The sequence below is a fragment of the Paenibacillus sp. BIHB 4019 genome (assembly GCF_002741035.1).
GTDB lineage: Bacteria > Bacillota > Bacilli > Paenibacillales > Paenibacillaceae > Pristimantibacillus.
In genome coordinates this window covers 4,104,836-4,128,453 of record NZ_CP016808.1, presented here as the reverse complement: position 1 = coordinate 4,128,453, position 23,618 = coordinate 4,104,836, and the positions used below count along the sequence as shown (strand labels likewise).

Here is a 23,618-nt window from a genome sequence, read left to right as displayed (position 1 = left end):
CTAAAATTCAAGGAGGATTTTATTATGTCTACAACTCATCGTATTGCGATTATCGGCTGCGGCGGTATCGCCAACGGCAAGCATTTGCCAAGCCTTAGCACGATTAAAAGCGTGCAAATCGTCGCTTTCTGCGACATTGAAGAGCATCGCGCACAGGAGGCTGCCGCGAAATATGGCGCGGAAGGCGCTCGCGTATACACGGACTACACTGAGCTGTTGAAGGACGAAACTATTGAAATCGTTCACGTCTGTACGCCAAATGACTCCCATGCTGTCATCGCAATTGCTGCGCTGGAAGCGGGCAAGCATGTGATGTGCGAGAAGCCAATGGCGAAAACAGCAGCAGATGCGAAGCTCATGATGGAAACCGCTCGCCGTACTGGCAAAAAATTGACGATCGGCTACAATAACCGTTTCCGTCCAGACAGCCAGCAGCTGAAGAAAATTTGTGCAAATGGCGAGCTGGGCGAGGTGTATTACGCAAAAGCACATGCGATCCGTCGCCGCGCTGTGCCAACATGGGGCGTATTCCTTGATGAAGAAAAACAAGGCGGCGGCCCGCTAATCGATATCGGTACTCACGCGCTGGATTTGACGCTGTGGATGATGGACAACTACAAGCCGAAGGTTGTGCTTGGAACGGCTTACCACAAGCTGTCGCAGCGTGAAAATGCAGCCAACGCTTGGGGCCCTTGGGACCCTGCCAAGTTTACTGTTGAAGATTCCGCTTTCGGCATGATCGTCATGGAAAACGGCGCGACGATTTCCCTTGAGTCCAGCTGGGCGCTGAACACACTGGATATTGACGAAGCAAAATGCTCGCTGTCCGGAACAGAAGGCGGAGCAGACATGAAAGGCGGACTGCGCATCAATGGCGAAAATCACAGCCGTCTTTATACAACTGATATTGAGCTGAAATCAGGCGGAGTCGCTTTCTTTGACGGTGCAGATTCCGGCCGCGACTCCGATCTGGAAATGAGAATGTGGCTGAAAGCGATTGAAGATGATACTGATCCGGTCGTAACGCCAGAGCAAGCCTATGTCGTGTCGCAAATTTTGGAAGCCATTTATGAGTCCGCTCGCACAGGAAAAGCCGTTTATTTGTAATAGCTAGCTGCTTCATAAAGCCAAATCTATAAAAAAGCCTGCTCCTATCCGAACGCGGAAGGAGCAGGCTTTTTTTACTAAACTATTACGGTTCTGGTCATCAATCATGTTATTATAAAACTATACTCATCTTTGAAGGAGAAGCGTGCATATGCTTTTTATTGGAATTATACTCATCTGCATTGGTTTATTATTAGTGGTGCAACCTGCTTTCGTATGGACACTGACCGAGAGCTGGAAATCAAATGACGGCACAGAGGCGTCAAGCCTATATCTTATCTCAACAAGACTCGGAGGCGTTTTGTGCACGCTTGCAGGTATTGGCGCGATCATCGCTTATTTTATATAATTCGCCCTCCAACATCAAGAAGTTAGCCTGCTTTGTTTCCATAATAAAAATAGAAAATACGGTCCGCCAATCATAGCCACAATAAGGCCTGCGGGAATTTCTAGCGGAGGCTTAATGGCTCTGCCTAGCAAATCAGCCAATAATACAAGCTGCCCGCCCAGAAGAGCGGCTACGGGGATAAGAACGCGGTGCCGGGCACCAACAAGCCGCCTCGCAAGATGTGGCGTAATTAGACCGACGAAGCCAATCGTTCCGACAGCCGATACTGCAGCCCCAGCCAGAAAAATGGCAATGCTGAGCAGCAGCAGCCGATTGGCTTCAATCCGTAAGCCGAGTCCTTTGCCAATTAAATCGCCGATCCGAATAATATCCATCCGAATTGATAATATCCAAGCTAGCGGAACTAAAATCACAACCCAAGGCAGCAGGTGTGAAACCTGCTCCCAGCTTCTGCCCCAAAGGCTCCCGCTTAGCCAAATTAAAGCCGAGCTGACATTCGGAAATCCCCTTGTAACCAAAAGCTGAACAGCAGATGCGCAAAAAGCACTTATTGCAATGCCGACTAGCATTAAGCGTACAGGAATAATTCCCGTGCGATAAGCGAGCATATATACCGCAGCAGCAGCTGCAAGCCCCCCTATGAAAGCAGAAATGGTTAATACGAGTGGAGCTGAAAGCGGCATAAGGAGAGTAATAGCCACTGCTGCCAAGCCAGCTCCTCCCGTAATTCCTAATGTGTCTGGAGCGGCAAGCGGATTTCTCATAACAGCCTGTACAATGACCCCCGAGACGGCCAAGCTGGCTCCTACGAGCAGAGCCAGAAGCAAGCGCGGCATGCGATATTGCCAAATAACATAGCTGGCTTCCGCATCCCCCCTGCCAAACATGATTTTCATTATCTCCCCCATGCTTATAGGAGTATCACCAACAGCTATATTCAGCAATATCAGCAGCAGCGTAATACAAGCAAGAACCGCAGGCAGCCAGAGCAACTTGAAAACAAGCGTCTTCATATCTTTGCCTCCTTCTTGCGCCTTCTTGCCAGATAAATGAAGAATGGCGTACCAATCAAAGCTGTTACGATGCCTACAGGCGTTTCGTAAGGAAAAACAATGTAGCGGGATAATAAATCTGCCAGCAGCAGCAAGAGCGCTCCACATAAAGCTGACAAAGGAAGAACTGACCGATAATCAAGGCCTGTCAGCTGCCTCGCGATATGGGGCACGATTAGACCGACAAATCCAATCGGCCCTGTAACGGATACGGTAACCCCAGCTAGCACAATAACGATAAGCGCCATCAGGCCGCGCGCTAAAGCAAGCCGTTGACCGAGCCCTTTGGCAAGACTGTCCCCCAAACTAAGAACAGACGCTGATCGGCCAAGTGTGAATGCGACCAGCAAGGCAGGTATGCTCCACTTTAACAGCACGGCCGCGTGCTCCCATTTACGTGACGATACCGAGCCTGCCAGCCAGAACAAAATGCGATCCAGCTGGATTTCATTGAACATAATAATCGTCTGTGTAAAAGCGGAGAGCATCGCCTGTATGGCAACGCCAGTAAGGGCCAAATGAACAGCCATATGGGTTTGCTTAAATGCCGTAGCCATCGCGTAAACAATCAATGCTGCGCAGGCTCCGCCAACAAATGCCGCGAATACCAGATTGCTGCTCGTTACCTGTGGATATATGACCATAAGCAACACGGCAACCGCAGCTGCACCAGAGTTAATGCCGAAAATACCTGGGGATGCCAGCACATTTCTCGTTATGGCCTGCATGAGTGCCCCTGCGACTGCCAAATTTGCTCCGGCCAATACGGTTACAATCGTTCGGGGAAACCGCACATTACGCAATATAATGTGATCCCTAGAACCGTCAAAATGAAAGATTGAATCCACTATCATGGAAACGGAAAATATGGTGGAGCCGAGCGATACTGATAGAACCATTGCAATCAGCAGCATAGCAGCCGCAGTTCCCCATGCGGCTATTCTGAACGGGTTTGTCATTTCCTTATTTTAGCTTCAGGATGTCAGTTTCCATCTGCTCGAGCATGACATTGGCCCCTTGAATACTGCGTCTCAGCGACCAGCCGAAGCGGTCTACATCGTACATTTGATTTGTTTTTACAGCTTTCAGATCATTCCATAGCTCATCCTTGAATATCGGCCTTGTACCTGTACTGTCGATTTTGTCCACCTTGCCGGACATTAAAATAATAATATCAGGGTCTACCTCCAGCAATTGCTCAATGGACATTTTCACGCTAATTCCCGTTACCGCACTGTATTTGGCATTCTGGGAAAGGGCATAGGTCAAGCCAATTTTACTCATCAGCTGCGACGAAAAAAAGTCGGCGGTCCGCACTGTAATTTCGCCATCCGTATTCCCGATTAGCAAAATGCTGTCCTTCACCTCTGATGCTTTATCCTGTACTGCCTTCAGCTTGCTTTGATGCTCCTCAATGACCTTTGTCATTTCTGCGCTTTTGCCTAAAGCATCCCCAATAGAGGCAGCGATGGAAATGACATCCTCATACCCGCCGTTCGTATTGGAAAAAGAAAGCGTTGGCGCAATATTGCTAAGTTCCTTATATACATCCTTATGCCGGCTTGTCTCGGCAATAATTAGATCTGGCTTCAAGGCCCGAATAGCCTCCAGACTAGGCTGGGCGCGCATGCCGACCGATGTATAACCTTTAATTTTCTCTAAAACATCGGCGACAATCAGATTAGGATCCCCGTCCTCTGCTACGCCAATCGGCACTATTCCTGCATCAAGCAGAGGATCGATGAAGCTGACTTCCAGTACAACCACATTCACAGGCTCTCCCTGAATAGCAGTCTCTCCCATATCATGCTTGATTGTCCTTTGGTCGGGCTGCAGCGTTGCCGCCGCGTTCTGGGCAGATCCGCTGCTTGTCCCATCTGGTGTTGCTGTGCTGACGTTGTTACTGCAACCTACAATCAAAATGATCATAGTCAATAAAAAAACCGAATATACTGCACTCTTGCTGAACTTCATGTGTAAAGCCTCCTGTAAGTATGATGATAATGATAATCATTACTATACATGCTGCTTTCCTATTCCACCATGACATGGACCGCCCGTTAAAGCATGGATTTTTTTTAGCTCCGTGCAGTCCTGCTAGCGACTATTTAAAAAGAGGGATACGGCCTCATCCAGCTGCTGGTCGAGCGCGAGCGGTGCATAAACGACCCATTTGCCCAGATTCAGCTGAAATACGCGCTTATTTCTCACAGCCTTATGTGAACACCATCGGCCGCCTGGCTGAAGCTGCAGCTGCATGGCCTTCCTGTCTGCTTCCGTTTTGGCAATGAATATCAAATAATCTGATTCGTATTCGCAAAGCTGCCCCGCATCAATTTCCATCCAATCCAGGCCTGTTCCAGGCATATGCTTATCCATTTCCCCGCGCAGCTTCTCGGATGGATTCAGCTGCAAGGAGCGATAAAAAACATGTCCCATATTCCGGTCTCCATAAATGCGATATTGGCCATCAGACAAGCCACAAATGGTAACCGCAGCCCCGCCAGCAATTGCCGCTACCTTCTTGCGTCCTAATGCTGCCTTATTCTCATGGTGTTCCATCCACTCTTCAGCGGCTTTTTGCTTATTCGTCAGCTTTGCCAAGGCCGAAAGATGACCATATACATCCATTTCCATCCATGGAAAGGCGATAATTGGCGCTACATCGCTAAGATTTTCACGCATCGCCACTGAAATATTGTCCTTGCATATAATAAGCTCAGGTTTAACCTTCAACAGCTGCTCCCGCCACTGCTTTAAAGACTGCAGCCGTTCAAGCGGCAGCTCGATATGCTCGGAAATCGTGGCATACTGCTCATTAACCTGGGCTGCTAGAGGGATCATGCCTAGTGCAAACAGATGGTCGGTATAGGCAAACGACAACGGTACAATATGGGCAGGATGGTGCCTGCTATAAGCTGAGGGAGACAAGCCCTGCTGCGCCTTGAACCGTCGGCTAAAATAAAACTCATCTTTATAGCCTACCTCTCGCGCAATTTGCTGAATTTTGTCGCCAGACAGCAGCAATCTTTCTTTTGCCCGGTTCATTCGCAGCTCTGTCAAATATTCAATCGGGCCTTTCCCCATCTTCTTCGCGAATAGAAACGAATAGTAGGAAGCATTCAATCCTGCCCGCTCGGCAAGATTGCCCAAAGTAATGTCCGTATGGAATGCATTTTGCAAATATTTGATTGAACGGTCAAACGATCGTTCAGCTGAAACCGCAGCATGAAGAGAATCTTGGAGCAGCAGCTCTTGAAGCAAGTGCTGAAGCTCAAAGCTGTTTTGAAGCCCGTTACCCTCCTGCTTAACCATCATCCGCTCGTATAGCTGCTTGACCATTTGCAAAACGCGACCGGGCTTGGCAAGCCGCAGTTGCCCGCGAATCGGAAAATGGTCATCCTTCTCGTAAAGTCTAACCCCGGCATCCGCTTTAGATTGACGAAACAGCTCAAAAGAAAGTAGGTACAGCTGCAGGCCATAACGCTGCCTGTTGTGAATTTCTATAGCTGCTCCAGCTGGAATAAGAAACACCGCTTTAGTAGACAGCTTGAACGGTTGATGATTGATTAACAATTCTCCCTTTCCTCCAGCCACGACCAATAGCGTCTGATGCTGCACAGTCTGCTGCTGTATAACCGGTCCAAGGTCGCCCTTCACTTGAACAAATAAAGGAATTTCAATTATAATCTGCTTCAAAAAAGCATGTTGTTCTCCATTCACTAGTGAAAGCTCCTCCAAAAATGAATAATAATGCTTCGTTTTTTGTCCGTATCGTAACATAGGATCTAAAGATAATCCATGCTAGCAGGACATCTATGCTTCATGGAGAGATCATCGCTATCCCTTTATACTTGAAATATTGGAGGGTTGCTGAAATGAAATTTGCATTTAATTCATTCTCTTGTCCTGATTTAACATTGTCCCAACTCATAGAGGTGGCAAAAACCTACCATTATGATGGAGTGGAGCTTCGAGCAGGAGTAGGGCATGCACATGGAGCAGAGGTTGGCGCAACCGCCCAGCAGCGTGAACATATGAGACGGCTGGCAGCTGATAGCGGCATCCGCATTTGCTGTCTGGGGGTAACCAACAAATTTTCGCTGCCTCAACAAGCAGCAGAACAGCTCGAAACGGCAAAGGCGAACATCAGGCTAGCTTCTGATCTCGGCATTCCTGTCATTCGTGTTGCAGGCGGTAAAATTCCGCTTGGCGCTTCGCGCGACGACACCCGGATAACGATCGCCCATGCGCTTAAAGAGCTAGCCCCCTATGCCCGTAATTACGGAGTAACGATTGGTGTAGAGACGCATGACGACTGGTCTGCGCCTAGCGACCTTGCAAGCCTTTTGGAAAACGTAGATGACCCTCAAATTACAGCTGTTTGGGATGTTCTGCATACGAAGCGGAGAGGTTTCGCCGAGCCGATGGAGGTGCTGCAGCATTTGGGAGCGGCTATCCAGCATGTCCATTTTCATGATGCCATGCTTTCTCTCGAAATGGATAAACAGCTTAAGCCGATTGGCGAGGGTGAATTGGATTTTCTGCAAATTGCCCATGTTTTGCTTGAAGCAAACTACGAGGGCTTCGTAAGCGGGGAGTGGGCGAACTGGGACGTTCCGTACGACATTCATTTGCCGCAGGAATTAATAGCGCTGAAGCAGTATATCGACCGTGCCAGAGATGACAGGCAAGCGCGCCGAACGCAGCCTATCTTCTAGTTCTCTAATAACGACCTTGCTCTGAGCAGCCTAAAGAGTGCAGGCGTTTTTTTTCGCCGCTCTTCTGGCTGCAAGCCCTACCTCATTGAACCCATTTTTAATACGTGCTTCTTTCCTTTTCCATTATCCTGTATTCCCAATCCCCTTGCTGCAGCCGCACTTGTTCTTTGTGCAATGTCATGAGACAATTGCATATAATAAATGCAAACTTAACCGCTCCGCAGTATGTTAAGCAGCTCGGAAAAGTACGCAGATAGGGGAATTCAGTTGCAGGGCTATCAGGAAAAAAGAGATCTCGAACGCACAGCTGTCCGTATTTTCATCAATCTCTACAACCATAATTATGAGAGCAAGCTCCGGCTCCTCTATCAGCGCGAACGACCGGATGCCGTGCTTCAGCATCGGAACCAACAGATGATCGGCGTTGAAATTACCCATCTGTTCTATGATTCCGAGGAAGCGAAAAGGCTGCTAGGCCGCTCGCAATCGCGCAATCTTAATCAAGAGGTTGTCGAAATGCTGATCGCCGAGCTGAACAAGCGCATCCAGACGAAGGAAATGAAAATAAACAATTATGCGACTGCTTATCCAATCGCCTTAATTATTCGAAATGCGTCCCCCGCCTTCGGCATGTCCGACATTTTGCGTGCCAAGGAGCTCATTTATAAGCCGCAAGGCCGCTTTACCCATGTATGGTTTTTATCTCGCGATGGAACAGACGAGTGGTTGATGAAGGATTTGCAGCAGCTGTAGGCCAAGCCTTAGAGCTGCCCTGCCCTCACACTCACATTCATCGCGGCGCCAATTTTGCTATAGGCGTAAATGGACCAATCCCCGCTTATGCCATCGGCCTCTAATTGTTCAAAGGTATGCGTAATTTGCTCGCCTTTGCGGATAGGCTTAGCCGTCACAGGCTCTTCTTCATTCCGTTTAATATTCAAATAAATCGTAGAGTCCCCTTTGTTTTCTACGGAAATGCTCAAAACCTTGCCGTCCGCTGGCATCGTTGTAAGCGACCCCGTATAGGCGCTTTGGCCACTCTGATTAGTTAGGGCGATCAGTTCTTTTTTGTAAGATATGGCGCTTGCCGCCTGAGCTACACTCTCCGTCATTTGAATGCTTGCTGCTGTCGAGGCTGCATTTGCTTTTGCAGTTGTAGTTGTAGTTGGTACGGGATCAACAGAAACAGCCGCTTGCTCTGGCGCATGGCGATTGCCAAAGCCAAAAAAAGCAATCAGGATAATAACTATAGCTGTACTGAAAAGAATGAATATTTTATTTTTCATATCATCGTAAACCTCCAAACGAATATAAAAAAACTCCGCCCTCTTACGACCGTCACACCTCGATCTGCTCATACAGCTGCCGGGAGAGCGCAGAGGGTTGAATGTTCAGCTCAGCCAGCTGCTCCTTTAGTTTGCGATAGACGCGAAGCACTTGATGGTGCTCGCCCATGAACAAATAGGCGTGCATGGCGCAGCGATAAGCTTCTTCTACATACGGCGATTGAATAATTGCGCGCTCCGCAGCCTCAGCTGCCCTTTTCCCATTTTTTTGAGCGAGATAATGGGATGAAAGCTTAAGCAGCCACTCCATCGAAAAAAGCTCCAGCCGCTGATGCCATTCGACAGCCCAATCATAATTCTCTTGGGCAAGCAGCTCTTGCCCATACATCTGCAGCGTTTGCTCCATCTGCGCAATAGATGCCTCTGCAGAAGGCTGCAGCTCTAAAGAAGCGGATATAAAAGCAAATACATCCGCCTTTATCCTTTTCATATCCAGACGATATTGCTCGTTTTTATAACTGACCATCTGTTCAATGCCAATTTGCCGCAAGCCTTTCCGCAGCAGGCTGATACAGGTGTGCAAATAGATTTTAGCTTTCTCGTACGGCTCGTCAGCCCAGAGGCTTGCAATGATGCGATCACGGTGAACGCCCGACGTCATATGACCATGCAGCAGCAAATAGGCAAACAGTTCTTTCTCCTTGGCCGTCCGCCATGTCAGCTGCATGCCGTTTACAGATTGGACATGAAATATGCCGAGCATATGCACGATAAGCTCTTCCTTGCAGCCGGCTTCCAGATCAAGGGGAGCAGCTTCCACCTTCACGCCCTTGTCCCTTGTCAGTCGTTCAATGGTTCGGGACAAACGCTCCATTTCAATCGGCTTCAGCAAATAATCAATCGCCTCGTGCTCAAAAGCCGCTACAGCATAATGATCGTAAGCGGTTGTAAAAACAATCGTTGCATCGGGATCTGCCTCATTTATGTGGACTGCCAGCTCCAAGCCGCTCATTTCCGGCATTTCGATATCCAAAAACCAAATATGCGGCCGCCTGTGCCGCAGCGCTTCCAGCGCTTCAAAGCCGTTGGTGTATCGTCCCGCGACATTCACTTTCTCGGTGCGAGCAAGAAAAATTTCCAAAATGTTTAACGCATGAAGCTCATCATCTACCAAATACGCCTGCAGCACCGCGATACTCCTCTCCTTCAACTACTGGAATGGAAACATTATCGTTACCTTTGTACCTGCTCCCGGCTCGCTGCTAATGGAAGGCTCTTGTCCACTCAGATGCTTCAGCCGCCGCTGTACATTTTGCAATCCGATACCATGCCCTCCAGTCCTTTTATTCCATAAGGCTTGTGCCTGCTGCTGTGGCATGCCAACGCCATCGTCCTCGACTACAACCTGCACCATTTCTTCAAGCCTTTGAATCGACAGGCGAACGGTTCCCCCGCTTATTTTTTTGGACACCCCATGGCGAATCGCATTTTCCACCAGCGGCTCAATGAGAAGCGGCATAATTTTGCAGGAATTGAGCGTGTCATCTACATCAAATTCCACTTGAAGCCGGCTGCCAAATCGCTCCCGTTCAATTTCTACATAAGCCCGGACAAGCTCCATTTCTTTGCTGAGCGGAATCGTTTCCTCTGAATTATCCAGATGAAAAAGAATGCGCAAATAACGGCTGAAGCTGCCCAGCAGCTCGCCTGCCCTCGGGCCATCTGTAAAGCATAATGACATAATCGTGCCCAAGGCATTATACAAAAAATGCGGCTTGATCTGCGATCGCAGAAACGCCATTTCATTGCTCGCTGCTTCCTTGACCAGCCGTTTCATCCCAAGCAGCGTATGTACGCGTACGAGAATTTCTCCCGCATCGAGCGGACGCGTAATAAAATCATTTCCACCCGCTCTCATACATGCCTCAACATCCGCGGGCGTGCTGCGCATATTAATAAATAATACCGGAAGCTCGGCTTGGGTAAAGTCATTTCGAATTCGTTTGCACAGCGCATAGCCTGTTGCAGGCGGAAGCAGCGCATCCACAATAACCAAATCTGGCTGCCGCTGCCGCTCCAGAAGCTTTTGCGCCTCCGTATCGGAGCCCGCGAACATCATCTGAAAGCCTTCTGTAGAAAGCAATGTACTCAAATGCTCCATATCTGCGAGATCAGCGGTAGCAATAAGTACCACTGCCGAAGCTGCACTTTGGCTGCGTTCCCCATGCCATTCATGTTTGGCTCGGGCAGCGGCAACCTCTGAAAGGGCCTCCCCATCTACCATTTTTGCAGATTTCAGTTCGATTTGAATGTATTCCTCCGCATCATGAATGAGAAGCGTCCCACCCATTAGGCGGACAAGCTCCGGGGCAAAAGACAATCCCGCCGCAACGCTGCTTGGCTCCTTTGCAGAAAAAGCCTCCTCCATCCTAGCGCCTATTGGCTCCGCTAAGCGAGGCTTGTACCTTAGAATGATTCGCACGTTTTCATCCTGCTTTAAACACTCGAATATAAGCTCCCTATGGCTCCGCTGGCCAATCATATGATAAACGATGCTATATAGCACCTGCTGCAGCCTGCTCTCGTCGGCCATAATATAGCGGGCTTCGGGCTCGATTTCCCGCATCAGGACAATCCCTTTTCCATTAGCTAGAAAGCCAAGCACCTCAACAACGACTGAGATGGAGGACACGAGGTCAACCATTCCCATTTCCAGCTTCATGCTGCCTTCTTTAAAGCGTGACATGTCGATCAAATCATTTACGTGATTCGACATTCGGTGGGCTGTATTGCGTATGAGCTGCAGCTTCTCACGTATGCCAATCTCGTCCGTCTGGCGCAGCGGCGACCCCAGAAGCGATTTCGATAAATGAAGGATGCTGTGCAGCGGCGAGTTCAACTCATGGGAGGTTAGCAGTAAAAACTCATCCTTGGCCTTATCTGCCAGCTGCAATTGATGAGCAAGCTTTCGCATGGAATCATAAGCGCCGACATATTGATAAACGATCAGCATGGCAAAAGCACCGAGAAGCAGCAAAGTCGCTCCATTCAGCAAAATTTGGCTTAGCGGGTTCCATACCACCACGATCGCCAGCACGCTGTTGATAAGCATCATCCATACGCATGTAATTAGCAATTGAAACTGCGCTTTAGTGATGCTCCCATATTCTCCCCGCACATACTGGGACAGGAGCATGACAGAGGCCGCTACATAGGTAAACAGAATAACTAAATAAATACTGTCTTGAGCATACGAATACATGTGAAACGGCAGTAGCACAACCAAAGTCACATATAGAGCTAATAAAGCACTTGCAGCCTGCAGCCATCTCCGAATCATTAGCCTTGCTGCAATTCGCGATACAATAACAAATACAATAGCAGGTACGCTATACACCGCGATGTACTTCAGCTTGAAAGCAGCCTCGAAGGGCATTTCTGGAAAAAACTGCAGCAGCAGCCGCTCCCCATTTGTAAATACAATGAGTGCGAAACCAATAAAGAACAGCCCATACAGCAATTGAAGCCCATCTCGATGCAGACGAACGTACAAATAAAAAAACAAAAGCCCCAAAATCAGGACAATGCCTATCGTTAATAACTCAAGCCCAGACTGCAGAATCGTTCTCGCTTCGATATGCTGACTAAGGCCCAGATCAATGGCCCCGTTAATACCGCCGCTATGAAAATCGAAATTAGCCACTTGCAGTACAATTTCAACCTCCGTACCCTCCGAGTGAAAATACACCGTATAAGGCACATTGCGCGGTTGGTAGGTTTCAACAGAACTCCCTGGCTGGCCAGATCGCCCAAGCAGCTGTCCATTGACATACATTGCATCGGAAAAACGAACATATCGCTTGGCTATCGCCAGCGGCTCATTCGGCGGCACATTTCGCACAAGCAGCCGGTACGTTCCATAGCCTTTCCCAGTCATTATGTCGCCATTCTTATGCTGCGCTTCGTTCCAGTTGCCTGGCACATGAATGAAAACGGGCCTCGCCTTTGCTTGTCTAATTTCCTCTGGCGACAACAGCTGATTCGGATAAAACGCCCACTCCCCATCCAAGGAAACGACTCGCTTATCCAGCCATTCCACGCCAGGCAAAGTTAAAATGCCCTGCTTCGCCGTAATCATCTCGCGGCCGCCTATTATTTGCTGCAATAAAACGAGTACGAGGAGCAGCGTCATGATGCCAAGTCCCAGTAGAAAGCGATCTGTTCTGATGTGGCGCACCTTCGCCCCCCTTGCTTGCGATAATCGTTTATTTTTACGGTCATAGGTTAACTTCATAGCGTTCATATTTATTTAAGGCTGTGCTTCCTTTATTTTCTCATTCTCGAATTGCCCTGTCTATCCTTTAAAGCATCCGCCGACGCTGATTGCAGCTTGTACAACGATAAAATCCCGCCTGCCCCTAAATTGGTGAGGGCAAACGGTATGGAGGACAGACTCGTAAAACATAGACGCTGCCCAAAAAGCTTCAAACGCCCAATTTAAATTTCAAGTTAGCGATTTCTCTACATTTTCGCGGCTATACCTTCAATATAATAAACCCCTCTTAACAATCACTTAAAACGCGCTTGAAAAATGAAAAAATGAAGCCAAACAACCTAACTAAGTATTTGTCTAGGATGTGTATGCAAACCAAAGTTGGCCTGCTGCTGATTGCCTAGTGTTTACTTAGCGCTTTTTGAGACAAATCTCATCTAACGAGTTAAGGCTGAGGCAACCGCATAGGTGCGTTGCTGAGATTACTGTTACTGAAACCACTGTGGCTGAGACACCGCAGCTCGGGAACGCTCCCTCTTTTTTTGGCGGACTGAGGTTCCGCTATTCTGGCTTTTGCTCCGATTTCAGGACGTAAGCGGACAGGAAATCCGTTATCGTCCTCATTATCCCTTCAAAATGGCTGCTGGCAGCGCATTAGCTGCTCCTGAGTCCGCGTCCTGTGCCACACCCTTGATTTTGTTGAATTAGCGGCTGCTGTGTCCGCCAAGTCCATCCATCATTCGGCAGGGAGTATACCGGAGTCGGTTGCGAAACTGCGACGGGAATACGTTTGACGCTAAAATCAACCAGCATCTGGCCCGCTTACGTTTGCACACGCCTTATCACATAAAAAACGATGGAACAAACGGCAGCACGCCGTTTAACTCCATCGCTTTAATGGTGATTCTATTTAGCTGGATGTCTCCGAACCTGTGTTAAATCTCTTTCATTTACTAGCCTCGCTTGCCTTATAAGCTAGCTTTCCCGCGAAAATATTTCTTCACAACCTCATACGCCAGCTTTGGCCTGCGATAGCGGTCCACAATGCCTTTGCTGTTCTGCGTACCAGCGCGGGCGAGCAGCCAGCCCGTGCCTTCTGTTACCCGGCAATCGCAAAACTGCCAGATGAACATGCCGGACATGTACTCTCGCGACGTGTACGCCTGCAAATTCGCTTCAATAATATCCGCTTGGCGCTCCTCCGTGCCGCGTACCCGGTTCGGGTCGCGCAAGCCATAATGGCCGTCGCCGCCGAACTCGCTCATAATCATCGGCTTGCCGGCACCGCCTGCGGCATCGGCCCAGCCTCGCGCCGCATCGCACAGCTCGCCTGGATCTTCATCGCCGTACCAGCCCGGATACAAATTACAAGACACAATGTCCGCCAGGTCAAAGCAAATTTCCTTCTCGCGGTGATGGGAGGCAAACGTTAGCGGCCTGCTGCTGTCCAGTGCCCGAATTTGCTCCAGCTGCCGTTTGTAGTGAACCCGCCCTTCCTCCAAGTCGCTGGCGCATTCATTCAGAATTGCCCAAATGACAATCGAGGGATGATTATAATGCTGCTCCACCATCTCGCGATTAACCTGCTCGCACTGCCAAATAAAATTCGGATTGCGCATTTGCTCAATCGACAAGCCGCGGGCATGATTTTCTTCCCATATGAGCACGCCGTGCTCATCGCATAAATCGAGGAACCGCTCATCATTCGGATAATGGCTCGTTCGCACCGCGTTTGCACCCATATCAAGCATCAGCTGCAAATCCTGTGCCATGAGCGGCAGCGGGAATGATGACCCTGTCAGCGGATGATCCTCATGCCGATTAAATCCTTGAAGTACGATATCCTCGCCGTTCAGCTGAATGCGTCCACGCTCCGTCGTAACCGTACGGAAGCCTACTCGTTCCACCAAATCATCGACAGGCGCCGCTTGACCTTCGATTTGCAGCAAAACCTGCAGCAAATACAAAGCCGGATTTTCCTGTGACCATGACTGCACCTGATCAATGCTGAAAACGCCGCCTACTGTGGCCGTCTCTCCCGGCTGCAAGCTTACGCTGCCAAGCTCCAGCGTCTGTCCAGAAATTAATGCCGTCAACTTAGCAGTCAGCTGCACCTGTGTATGCTTCTTCGATAGCGCCGGATAACGGATGCAAGCGCGAATATCTGCCTGCCAGCTTCCCACACTTTGCTGCCCTGCTTCCGATTCGGATTCGGCTTCCATTTCTGATCCTGTTTCTGCTCCTATCTCTGTTTTTGTTTCTGATTTTGCAGTTAACCCTTTCAATGGGGTAAATGATAGGCGCTCAACAAACAGCTCCTGAATTTCCTCCAGCATGACAGGACGAATAATTCCGCCGTATGTATAATAATCGTTAGGAACGTGGAGCGACGACGCTTCGCTAAAAGAATTATCCACGAGCACGGCAAGCTCATGTGTGCCCGCTTCAACATCGCGAATGACGGCATCGAATGCCGTATACGCATTATAATGGCGAGCAACCGGCTTCCCGTCAAAAAACACATTGGCTGTATGGCTGACGCCTTTAAAAATAAGGCGAAGCGACGTTCTTTTTTCCACGGTCACCTTCGTGCGGTAAACGCCTCTGCCACTGTATGTCAGCAGCTCCGGATGGGTTTCCCAGCAGCCCGGAACGGCTAGCTTATATCGATATTCCAATGCTTCCAGCTGGATTTCCCCATCCGGCACCGTAACAAAATCCCACATACCGCCGAGCTCTCTAACTTTTCGAATCGTATTGGTCTGAAATAATCTGGACATGCTTTGCCTCCCCAATATGGCTTAAACGCCCCTATTGTAAACGCTATTATTTTATCACTAATTCCGTTTTTTGCAAGGTGCCTCATTAACGGAAAAAGCAGTCTCCCTCTCCAAAAAAACGGTCGTTTCATAGGCGTGCTTGCTTTAGCTGGGGGACTAGCTTCACGAGCTGTTTTCTAAAAAGCTAAGCTGCCATTCAGCGGAGCTTCAGCTACTATTCAGCTTTCTAACCGATACGTAAATCGTGGGCCTTCCGGCATTAATAATGATAAATGAATCAGGCATAAGCCTGCATGGAACGGCAAGGCCCACACATGCTTTACCAAACGATCCTCTAGTGTACGGAAGCCATCACGGGGAGCGTTACATGATCCAGTATAAACAGCAAATACACGAGTCCCATAAAGTGAACATTTTTAAAATGTCCAGCATGCGGGTACTCGTGTATAATACAAACGTATTTACTATTCTTTCTTGTCCTATCAACTTTTCACAAATACGGTTTTAAGCTTCGCTTAGCGCCTTTGCGGCATAGCGATTTTCAGGAATCGGCAGCTCCAGGTTGCCGCGAAGCGTATCATGCTCATAATCCGTCCGGTAGATGCCCCGCTCCTGCAAAATCGGCACGACTAGATCAACGAAGTCATCCAGCCCCTTAGGCACGGAGGAATGGATAATGAAGCCGTCCGCTCCCTCTTCCTCATGCCACTGCTGAATTAAATCAGCGATTTTCTCCGGCGTACCAATAAAGTCGGTGCGCGGCGTTGCTGCGCTGAGCGCGACTTGGCGCAGCGTCAAGCCGTGCTCCCGAGCTTTGCTCTTGATTTTGTCCGTGCCGCTGCGGAAGCTGTTGCTGCCGAGATCGCCAATGTCCGGGAACGGCTCATCAAGCGGAAACTGGGAGAAGTCGAAATGCTCGAAAAACCGGCCCAAAAATTGCAGAGCCTTATCAATCGATACGAGGCTGGCAAGCTCCTCGTATTTGCGGTCTGCTTCTTCCTGGGTGCGTCCGATAATTGGAGAAATGCCAGGGAAAATGCCAATTTCATCGGCCGACCGGCCGTACGCTGCCGCTCTAGTTTTCACATCGAGATAAAAGGCTTTCGCTTCCTCCAACGATTCATGCCCCGTAAATACCGCATCGGCGCTTTTCGCTGCCAAATTGCGTCCATCCTCCGAGGACCCCGCTTGAAATACAACCGGATGGCCCTGCTTCGAGCGGGCGATATTAAGCGGCCCTTGTACGGAGAAAAACTCGCCTTTATGATTCAAGCGATGCAGCTTCTCCGGGTCAAAAAACACGCCTGACTCCTTATTTCGCACAAAAGCATCGTCTTCCCATGAATCCCAAAGGCCGCGCGTTACCTCCAAATATTCCTCCGCAATGCGGTAGCGCTGCGGATGCGTCGGATGATCCGCTTTGCTGTAGTTTTTCGCCGAGCCTTCAAGCGGAGAGGTAACGACGTTCCAGCCGCCGCGCCCGCCGCTAATATGATCGAGCGAAGCAAACTGCCGCGCTACGGTGAACGGCTCGCTATAGGACGTCGACAGTGTGCCGACCAAGCCAATCTTAGACGTGACCGCCGCAAGTGCGGAAAGGATCGTCAGCGGCTCAAAGCGATTCAAGAAATGAGGCAGCGAATGCTCGGTAATATAGAGACCATCGGCAATAAATACAAGATCGAACTTGCCTGCTTCCGCCTTCTGCGCCTGCTGCTTATAAAATTCAAAATTAACGCTGGCATCCGTCACCGCATCCTGATGTCTCCAAGCCCCAACGTGACCGCCAACCCCATGTACAATCGCACCTAATTTGATTTTTTTCCGCTTCGCCATAACCGATTCCTCCTCCGGATTTTTATGAAGACAATAATGCCGTTTCCTGAAGCTGCAGCTTGTAGCATTTCACTAAAACATCGCCATTGTACATTTCCTTGTCCGTCGCCCGTTCAAAGCCAAGCTTCTCATAAAGCTTGATCGCCGATGCCATTAAATCCGAGGTGTGCAAATGCAGCGTGGAAGCTCCTAGCGCGAGCGAGCGGCGAATGCTTTCCTTGATCAGCTCAGTTGCAACGCCAAGCCCGCGGGCCTCCGGCGCTACTCCAAGCAAGCGGATAATAGGCGACTCAATCCCTAGCTCTGGACGCCCATAGGCGATCGCCGAAGAAGTGAACAGCAGCACGCTGCCGACGATTTCCCCATTAACCTCGGCTATAATGCGCGAATGAGGACCTTCCTTATCAACCGATTGAATAATAGACGCCTTATAATCTAACCAGCGAGCTGGTGACATAACAGCCTCGTATTGCGAATAAGCAGCTACGACGATACGCAAAATCGCCTCGCGGTCTTCCGCCACCGCATCCCGAACTTCCACTTTGATTTTCGCCACACTATACACACCTTTCGCATGATTTTTATCGGAATTATAGGTTGAAAAAGAGCTTTGACCGCTACATCTATAAGGCGACGTCTACTCGCTCCTGAGTTATTTCTTACATTTATTGTTCATTCGCTTTGCTGAACGATTCCAAATAACGGCTTGCGAGATTGGCAAAATAAGCAGCAGTCAGCGGCAGCGCCTGCTCATCAATATCGAAAGCTGGATGATGCCATTCCTGCGGGCCCGCTGTTCCCATGAAAAAAAACAATCCCGGCACTTGCTTCTGATAATAGGCAAAGTCCTCGCCCGCAGATGACGGAAGCGGCTCTACGACATTCAGCTGCGCATCGTGAGCTGCTGCGATCGCGACTTCTACTAAAGCAGCGTCATTTTGAACCGCCGGCGGCCCTTTAATCCAGCGTACCGCCGCAGTTGCGCCGAACGCAGCCGCTACATTTTCCGCCACCTGTTTGAAGCGCTCCAGCACATGCTGCCTCACCTGCTCGTCAAAGGTGCGAATCGTCCCGTCGAAGACGGCCTTCTCCGCTATGACATTCCAGGCAGTGCCGCTTTGAATGCGCGTCACGCTAATGACCGCGCTGAGCAGCGGGCTGACATTGCGGCTGACGATCGATTGCAGCGCCGTCACAATATGCGCCGCCGTCACAATCGGATCGATGCTTGCTTCTGGCACAGCGGCATGGCTGCCCTTGCCTGTCACTTCAACGACAAAACCATCGGCTGCCGCCATTATCGGTCCCGGCTTAATCCCAACCGTCCCGACGGGCAGATCCGGCTTATTATGAATTCCATAAATCGCTTGCACACCTTCAAGCGCTCCGCTTGCAATGACCGCCTGCGCGCCCGTCGCCTTTTCCTCCGATGGTTGAAAAATAAGGCGCACCGTCCCCGAAAGTGTATCCTCGCGCTGCTTCAGCAGCAAGGCTGCACCGATGAGCGAAGCGGTATGATAATCATGCCCGCAAGCATGCATTTTTCCCGTTTCTTGCGATGCATAAGGCAGCCCCGTCTCCTCTTGAATCGGCAGCGCGTCAATATCGGCCCGCAAAGCAAGTACAGGCCCGCTATGTTTGCCGCCTACTTCGGCAACTACACCCGTTTTCAGTCCATAATCGACGATGCGAATGCCCGCTTCCGTGAGCCATTGTTGAATCGCCTTCGTTGTAGCAAACTCTTCATTTGATAATTCGGGATGCTGGTGCAGCTGGCGCCGTATTTCAATCAGCTTTGCGCCTAGCTGCTGCGTCCTCTCAGCCGCCTGTGTATCTGCCATGCTAAAGTCCTCCCTTCGCTTTGCGCTTTCACTTCAGCCTATTCATGCTGACTGCCCTGCTATTCTTTTTTCACAGTAACCGGCCTATATGATAAATGGTCTAGCTTTCTACAGCAAGCTCAGCGAATGCCTCAGATAACAGCTCATAGGAACGAATTCTAGCTTCAAAATCCTTCACCGCGGTCGTGACGATAAATTCATTGACGTGATGCTTCTGCTGCCATTCCAGCAGCCGCCTCCGAACGGTCTCCTTCGAGCCTTTCGTAATTTCCGCTTCCTTCACTTCAACGGTATAGGTCTGGCCCGATTGCCTGCCGAATTCTTCCGCCTGTTCGACGGTTCCGACCGTCAGCGTCTTGCCGTTTTCCAAATGGATTTTGACATTTTTATGGTCAGAGGCCAGCTGCGCAGCTTCCTCATCGGTATTTGCAGCAATGAGCGACAGTGCCAAAATCGCCTGCGGCTGCTTGCCTTTATCCGAGCGAAACTCGGCATGATAGGCGGTTAGCGCCTCTTCCGCAACAGCTGCATCGCTATTAATAAATTGGGCAAACACATACGGATAACCCGCTTCCGCTGCCAGCTTCGCACTAGCCACGCTGGCGCCAAGCACGAAAATCTCGGCCGGCTGCTCTGGCACTGGGGATGCCTGCAGCCCAGCAAGCGCATGATCTGCGGGCAGCGTATTTTGCACAAAATGCTCTAATTCCACCAGCTTATCCTGCAAGGACTGCTCCTGTGAAATGCCTTTCTGCAAAGCCTGCGTGGAACGCGGCAGCCCGCCCGGAGCGCGGCCGATGCCCAAATCTACGCGGCCTGGAGCGAGTGTCGCCAGCAAATTAAAGTTTTCCGCCACTTTATAAGGGCTATAATGCTGAAGCATAATTCCGCCTGAGCCGATGCGGATACTTTCCGTCTGAGCAAGCAAAAACGAGATCAGCACCTCAGGGGAGGAGCCTGCAACTTGCGCCGAATCATGATGCTCGGATACCCAGAAGCGCTTGTAGCCGAGCTGCTCCGCCTTTTTAACCAGTGTAAGTGTATTTTGAAAAGCCTCTGCCGGGGTGCTTCCTGGAAAAACAGGGCTTTGGTCTAAAATGCTAAGCTTAATCGCCATATTCATTCTCTCCCATCGTCGTTTGCCTCGTAACGCTCGTTTATATGCTGTAGCTAGGTTCCGGCGCGATCCGCTTCAGAAACTGCTTCGTTCTCTCTTCCTTCGGCTTGCCGAACAGCTCGCTCGGCTTGCCTTCCTCGACGATGACGCCGCCATCCATAAAGACGACATGGTTTGCGACATCGCGGGCGAAGCCCATTTCATGCGTGACGACGATCATCGTAATGCCTTCTCCAGCGATTTTGCGAATGACGTCAAGCACCTCGCCCACAAGCTCCGGGTCAAGCGCCGACGTCGGCTCATCGAATAAAATCACTTCCGGGTTCAGCGCAAGCGCCCGGGCGATGCCTACCCGCTGCTGCTGCCCGCCGGACAGCTCGCTTGGGTAGGCGTCAAGCTTCGCCGCAAGCCCTACCTTCTCGAGCATTTGCGTGCTGCGCCGCCTTGCTTCATCCTTGGGCAGCTTCTGCACAATGAGCAGCCCTTCCATTACATTTTCCAGCGCCGTCTTATGCTTGAATAAATTGTAATGCTGGAACACCATTGCCGATCGCTGGCGCAGGTTATGAATATCCTTCTTCCCCGCTGCCTTGAAGTCCAGCTCGAATTCGCCAATGCGGATTTGCCCATTATCGGGCTTCTCCAAATAATTGATGCAGCGCAGCAAGGTTGTTTTGCCTGAACCGCTTGGGCCCAAAATAACAACGACCTCGCCTTTTTCCACCGTCAAATCGATGGATTGAAGCACCTGATTTTTCCCGAACGACTTGGAAATTTGCTTCAGTTCAATCATGCTACGCCACCTCGATTGTATTTATTAATTCTGCGCTCCAGCCAAGCTGTCGCCTGCTCAATTAAGATCGTCATGCCCCAGAACAGCATCGCAGCTGCAAGGTAGGCCTCAAGAAACTTCCAATTGGTCGCCGCGACAATTTGCGCCTGGGCGTTAATTTCAACGACAGATACGGTAAAAGCAAGCGTTGAGCCGTGCAGCATGCCGATCAAATTGTTGGATAAATTCGGCAAGCAGACGGCGAGCGCCTGCGGCAGTACGATGCGGCGCAGCGCCTGCGGCGTCGTCATTCCAATGGAATAGGCAGCCTCCATCTGTCCGCGGTTCACAGCTAGAATGCCTGCGCGCACAACCTCCGACATGTAGGCGCCTGCTGTAATCGAGAATGAAATATAAGCAAAGCCGATTAACGGAATGACTGTTGAATTAAAGCCAAGTCCCAGTGCGCTAGCCAAACCATCGATGAGGATCGGAAGCCCGAAATAGATCAGCAGCAAATGCATAAGCATCGGCGTGCCGCGAATGAATAGCACATAAGCGCTAGCCAGCGAATATAAAACGGGAATCCGATAAATCCGAATGAGGGCAACCGCAGTACCAATAATGAAACCGACGAGCACCGAGACGATGGTAATATAAAGCGTATTCGGCAGCGCTTTGAACAAGCTGAGAAAGGCCGTCCATATAAATCCGGGGTCTAGTGACATGAAGCTCAGCCTCCTTTCTCCAAGCGCGTAATGAGCGTCCGCTTCCACAGCCTTCTTTTTCCATAACGCACGACCGGTTCAGCTACTTGCTTCTCATGACGCAGCAGCCTGCGCTCTAAATGATGGAAGGTCCGCTCCAAAACAGTGCTGATTACAAAATAAATGAGCGACAAAGCGATATAGGTTTCAATAAAATGCTGGGTCGCCGAGGCGAGCGTCTGCGACTTGCCTGTCATTTCCATCGCTCCCAGCGTGAATGCCAGCGACGTATCCTTCAAGTTGCCGATGACGAGATTCGCTAATATCGGTATCGATATCGCCAGCGCCTGCGGCAGCACAATACGGGTAAACGCCTGATAGCCGCTCATGCCAATCGCATAAGCCGCCTCTACCTGCCCGCGATCCACCCCATTGACCGCTGCCCGAATCGCCTCGGATATAAAAGCGCCACTGTGGAGAGCATAAGCCAAAATAACGAAAACGAGCACATTGGCCCGCGATACATCAATATGAACGAGCTTGAGCAATTCCGGGAGGCCGTAATAAATGAGAAAGAGCTGAATCAATATCGGCGTTCCACGGAAAAAGGATACATACACCTGCGAAGCCCGCTGCAATACAGGAATTTTGTAAAGCCGGGGCAGCGCGATAATAAAACCCACGACGAGCCCCAGCAAGATGGATGCAGCTACAATAAACAAGGTAATATGCAGGTAAGACAGCAATTTGGGTAAGAAATCCAGCAAGTAATGAATATCAAATTTTCTGCCCATATGTTTCCCTCCGTCTTACACCCTTGACCAGCAAGTTAGTAGCGCCATTTATTTTTTTACAACTTCATCAAGCGGTTTTGTATAATCTTCGCCAAGCCACTCGATGCTCAGCTTCGAAAGCGTTCCGTCAGCTTTAACTTCTTTAATCGCGGCATCCAGTTTGTCAGCCAGCTCCTGGCTGTCTTTGCGAAGCACGAACAGCACATCGGATTGAATAAGCGGGTCGCCTACCGTCTTCATCGCAGGATTGCCATCCGTATCAGGGTAGAAAGGAAGCGAGAAATCGGTAGCAAGCGTTGCATCTACGCGGCCGCTTTTGAGCAAAGCAATACGGTCATTGGCTGCGCCGCTGGAGTAAACAATTTCATACGGATTGTTATGCTCCTTGTTGTATTGCTCCAGGAAAAAGGCTTGGTTGCTCGTTGGCGATGTAAATATTTTTTTGCCTGTCAAATCGTCAATCGATTTAATCGTTGTGTTGTCTCTGTACACCGCTATTTTTGAAAGGAAAATGCTGTATGGCTCTTTATTAAAAAGGAATTTCGCTTCACGCTCTGGATTTTTCTCCATTTGGTGAGCGACAAAATCGATTTTTTTCGTCTCCAGGCTTAGCAGCAAGCTGGAAAATTCTTGCGTTTGGAATTCAAACTCATATTCCGGCAGGCGCTTATCCAGCTCTCTAACGAGCTCAACGTCGAAGCCTGTCAGCTTGCCATCCTCATCGATAAAGCATACATTCGGAAACTGGGTGCCCGTGCCGACAATAATTTTCTTCACTTCCTGAGCTGGGCTCGCGCTTGCTCCCGAACCGCTGTCCGCCGTTTCTTTCGTGCCATTATTTGCAGCTCCGCACGCCGTCAGCGTAAAGGACAAAACAAGCAGCGTAGCTAAAAAAGTTCTTTTTTTCATAAAAATCATTCCCCCATGTCATGATCATTTTTATAAAACCTATAATTCCTACCTACTAAGTAAGAATTGTTCTG

General features: G+C 49.8%; 20 protein-coding genes. 4 read left to right on the top strand and 16 right to left on the bottom strand.

Going from position 1 to position 23,618, the window contains the following annotated elements; genetic code table 11:
• Positions 1 to 24 precede the first annotated feature (24 nt).
• Both BBD42_RS17940 and BBD42_RS17935 read left to right on the top strand, forming a co-directional pair.
• A complete protein-coding gene (locus tag BBD42_RS17940; protein WP_099519270.1) occupies positions 25 to 1,107 on the top strand; it encodes a Gfo/Idh/MocA family protein in 1,083 nt (360 codons plus the stop codon).
• Between the two features lie 151 nt (positions 1,108 to 1,258).
• The gene (locus BBD42_RS17935; RefSeq protein WP_099519269.1) at positions 1,259 to 1,456 is read left to right on the top strand and encodes a DUF6199 family natural product biosynthesis protein; all 198 of its coding nucleotides are present in this window, start codon (positions 1,259 to 1,261) and stop codon (positions 1,454 to 1,456) included.
• Positions 1,457 to 1,470: 14 nt separating this feature from the next.
• Here BBD42_RS17935 and BBD42_RS17930 read toward each other — a convergent pair whose 3' ends face one another.
• The 4 genes from BBD42_RS17930 to BBD42_RS17915 form a co-directional block, all read right to left on the bottom strand.
• Positions 1,471 to 2,469: a FecCD family ABC transporter permease gene (locus BBD42_RS17930; protein WP_099519268.1), complete on the bottom strand. Its 999-nt coding sequence runs from the start codon at positions 2,467 to 2,469 to the stop codon at positions 1,471 to 1,473.
• The gene (locus tag BBD42_RS17925; protein WP_099519267.1) at positions 2,466 to 3,467 is read right to left on the bottom strand and encodes a FecCD family ABC transporter permease; all 1,002 of its coding nucleotides are present in this window, start codon (positions 3,465 to 3,467) and stop codon (positions 2,466 to 2,468) included. The genes BBD42_RS17930 and BBD42_RS17925 overlap by 4 nt, the downstream gene beginning before the upstream one ends.
• Before the next feature lie 4 nt (positions 3,468 to 3,471).
• Positions 3,472 to 4,482: an ABC transporter substrate-binding protein gene (locus tag BBD42_RS17920; protein ID WP_099519266.1), complete on the bottom strand. Its 1,011-nt coding sequence runs from the start codon at positions 4,480 to 4,482 to the stop codon at positions 3,472 to 3,474.
• A gap of 123 nt (positions 4,483 to 4,605) precedes the next feature.
• Entirely contained in the window at positions 4,606 to 6,231 is a 1,626-nt protein-coding gene (locus tag BBD42_RS17915) for a helix-turn-helix domain-containing protein (protein WP_172455541.1), read from the bottom strand.
• A gap of 155 nt (positions 6,232 to 6,386) precedes the next feature.
• Here BBD42_RS17915 and BBD42_RS17910 point away from each other — a divergent pair, with 155 nt between their 5' ends.
• Together BBD42_RS17910 and BBD42_RS17905 are read left to right on the top strand one after the other, a co-directional pair.
• The gene (locus BBD42_RS17910; RefSeq protein ID WP_172455540.1) at positions 6,387 to 7,229 is read left to right on the top strand and encodes a sugar phosphate isomerase/epimerase family protein; all 843 of its coding nucleotides are present in this window, start codon (positions 6,387 to 6,389) and stop codon (positions 7,227 to 7,229) included.
• Positions 7,230 to 7,496: 267 nt separating this feature from the next.
• The gene (locus tag BBD42_RS17905) at positions 7,497 to 7,982 is read left to right on the top strand and encodes a hypothetical protein (RefSeq protein WP_237163139.1); all 486 of its coding nucleotides are present in this window, start codon (positions 7,497 to 7,499) and stop codon (positions 7,980 to 7,982) included.
• Between the two features lie 8 nt (positions 7,983 to 7,990).
• Here the strand turns inward: BBD42_RS17905 and BBD42_RS17900 are convergent, their stop codons facing one another.
• The 12 genes from BBD42_RS17900 to BBD42_RS17845 all read right to left on the bottom strand — a co-directional run bounded on the left by BBD42_RS17900 (position 7,991) and on the right by BBD42_RS17845 (position 23,544).
• A complete protein-coding gene (locus tag BBD42_RS17900) occupies positions 7,991 to 8,515 on the bottom strand; it encodes a hypothetical protein (RefSeq protein WP_099519262.1) in 525 nt (174 codons plus the stop codon).
• Positions 8,516 to 8,567: 52 nt separating this feature from the next.
• Positions 8,568 to 9,704 (bottom strand): response regulator, encoded by a 1,137-nt coding sequence (locus BBD42_RS17895; RefSeq protein WP_172455539.1) that lies wholly within the window; start codon positions 9,702 to 9,704, stop codon positions 8,568 to 8,570.
• 21 nt (positions 9,705 to 9,725) lie between these two features.
• Positions 9,726 to 12,752 (bottom strand): hybrid sensor histidine kinase/response regulator, encoded by a 3,027-nt coding sequence (locus BBD42_RS17890; protein ID WP_172455538.1) that lies wholly within the window; start codon positions 12,750 to 12,752, stop codon positions 9,726 to 9,728.
• A 1,004-nt stretch (positions 12,753 to 13,756) separates the two neighbouring features.
• Positions 13,757 to 15,568 (bottom strand): glycoside hydrolase family 2 protein, encoded by a 1,812-nt coding sequence (locus BBD42_RS17885; protein ID WP_099519259.1) that lies wholly within the window; start codon positions 15,566 to 15,568, stop codon positions 13,757 to 13,759.
• Between the two features lie 504 nt (positions 15,569 to 16,072).
• Positions 16,073 to 17,404, bottom strand: a complete 1,332-nt coding sequence (locus tag BBD42_RS17880) for an LLM class flavin-dependent oxidoreductase (RefSeq protein ID WP_099519258.1) — start codon at positions 17,402 to 17,404, stop codon at positions 16,073 to 16,075.
• 22 nt (positions 17,405 to 17,426) lie between these two features.
• Positions 17,427 to 17,960, bottom strand: coding sequence for a GNAT family N-acetyltransferase (locus BBD42_RS17875; RefSeq protein ID WP_099519257.1), 534 nt, complete (start codon positions 17,958 to 17,960; stop codon positions 17,427 to 17,429).
• Positions 17,961 to 18,069: 109 nt separating this feature from the next.
• Positions 18,070 to 19,245, bottom strand: a complete 1,176-nt coding sequence (locus tag BBD42_RS17870; protein ID WP_099519256.1) for an amidohydrolase — start codon at positions 19,243 to 19,245, stop codon at positions 18,070 to 18,072.
• 100 nt (positions 19,246 to 19,345) lie between these two features.
• Positions 19,346 to 20,362, bottom strand: coding sequence for an LLM class flavin-dependent oxidoreductase (locus BBD42_RS17865; protein WP_099519255.1), 1,017 nt, complete (start codon positions 20,360 to 20,362; stop codon positions 19,346 to 19,348).
• Positions 20,363 to 20,402: 40 nt separating this feature from the next.
• Positions 20,403 to 21,155 carry an amino acid ABC transporter ATP-binding protein gene (locus tag BBD42_RS17860; protein ID WP_099519254.1) on the bottom strand — a complete coding sequence of 251 codons (753 nt, stop codon included), beginning with the start codon at positions 21,153 to 21,155 and terminating at the stop codon, positions 20,403 to 20,405.
• Positions 21,152 to 21,862 (bottom strand): amino acid ABC transporter permease, encoded by a 711-nt coding sequence (locus BBD42_RS17855; RefSeq protein ID WP_099519253.1) that lies wholly within the window; start codon positions 21,860 to 21,862, stop codon positions 21,152 to 21,154. Before BBD42_RS17855 ends, BBD42_RS17860 begins: the two co-directional genes overlap by 4 nt.
• Positions 21,863 to 21,867: 5 nt before the next feature.
• A complete protein-coding gene (locus BBD42_RS17850; RefSeq protein WP_099519252.1) occupies positions 21,868 to 22,635 on the bottom strand; it encodes an amino acid ABC transporter permease in 768 nt (255 codons plus the stop codon).
• A gap of 48 nt (positions 22,636 to 22,683) precedes the next feature.
• On the bottom strand, positions 22,684 to 23,544 hold the full coding sequence (locus BBD42_RS17845) for a transporter substrate-binding domain-containing protein (RefSeq protein ID WP_099519251.1): 861 nt from the start codon (positions 23,542 to 23,544) through the stop codon (positions 22,684 to 22,686).
• Between the last annotated feature and the right edge of the window lie 74 nt (positions 23,545 to 23,618).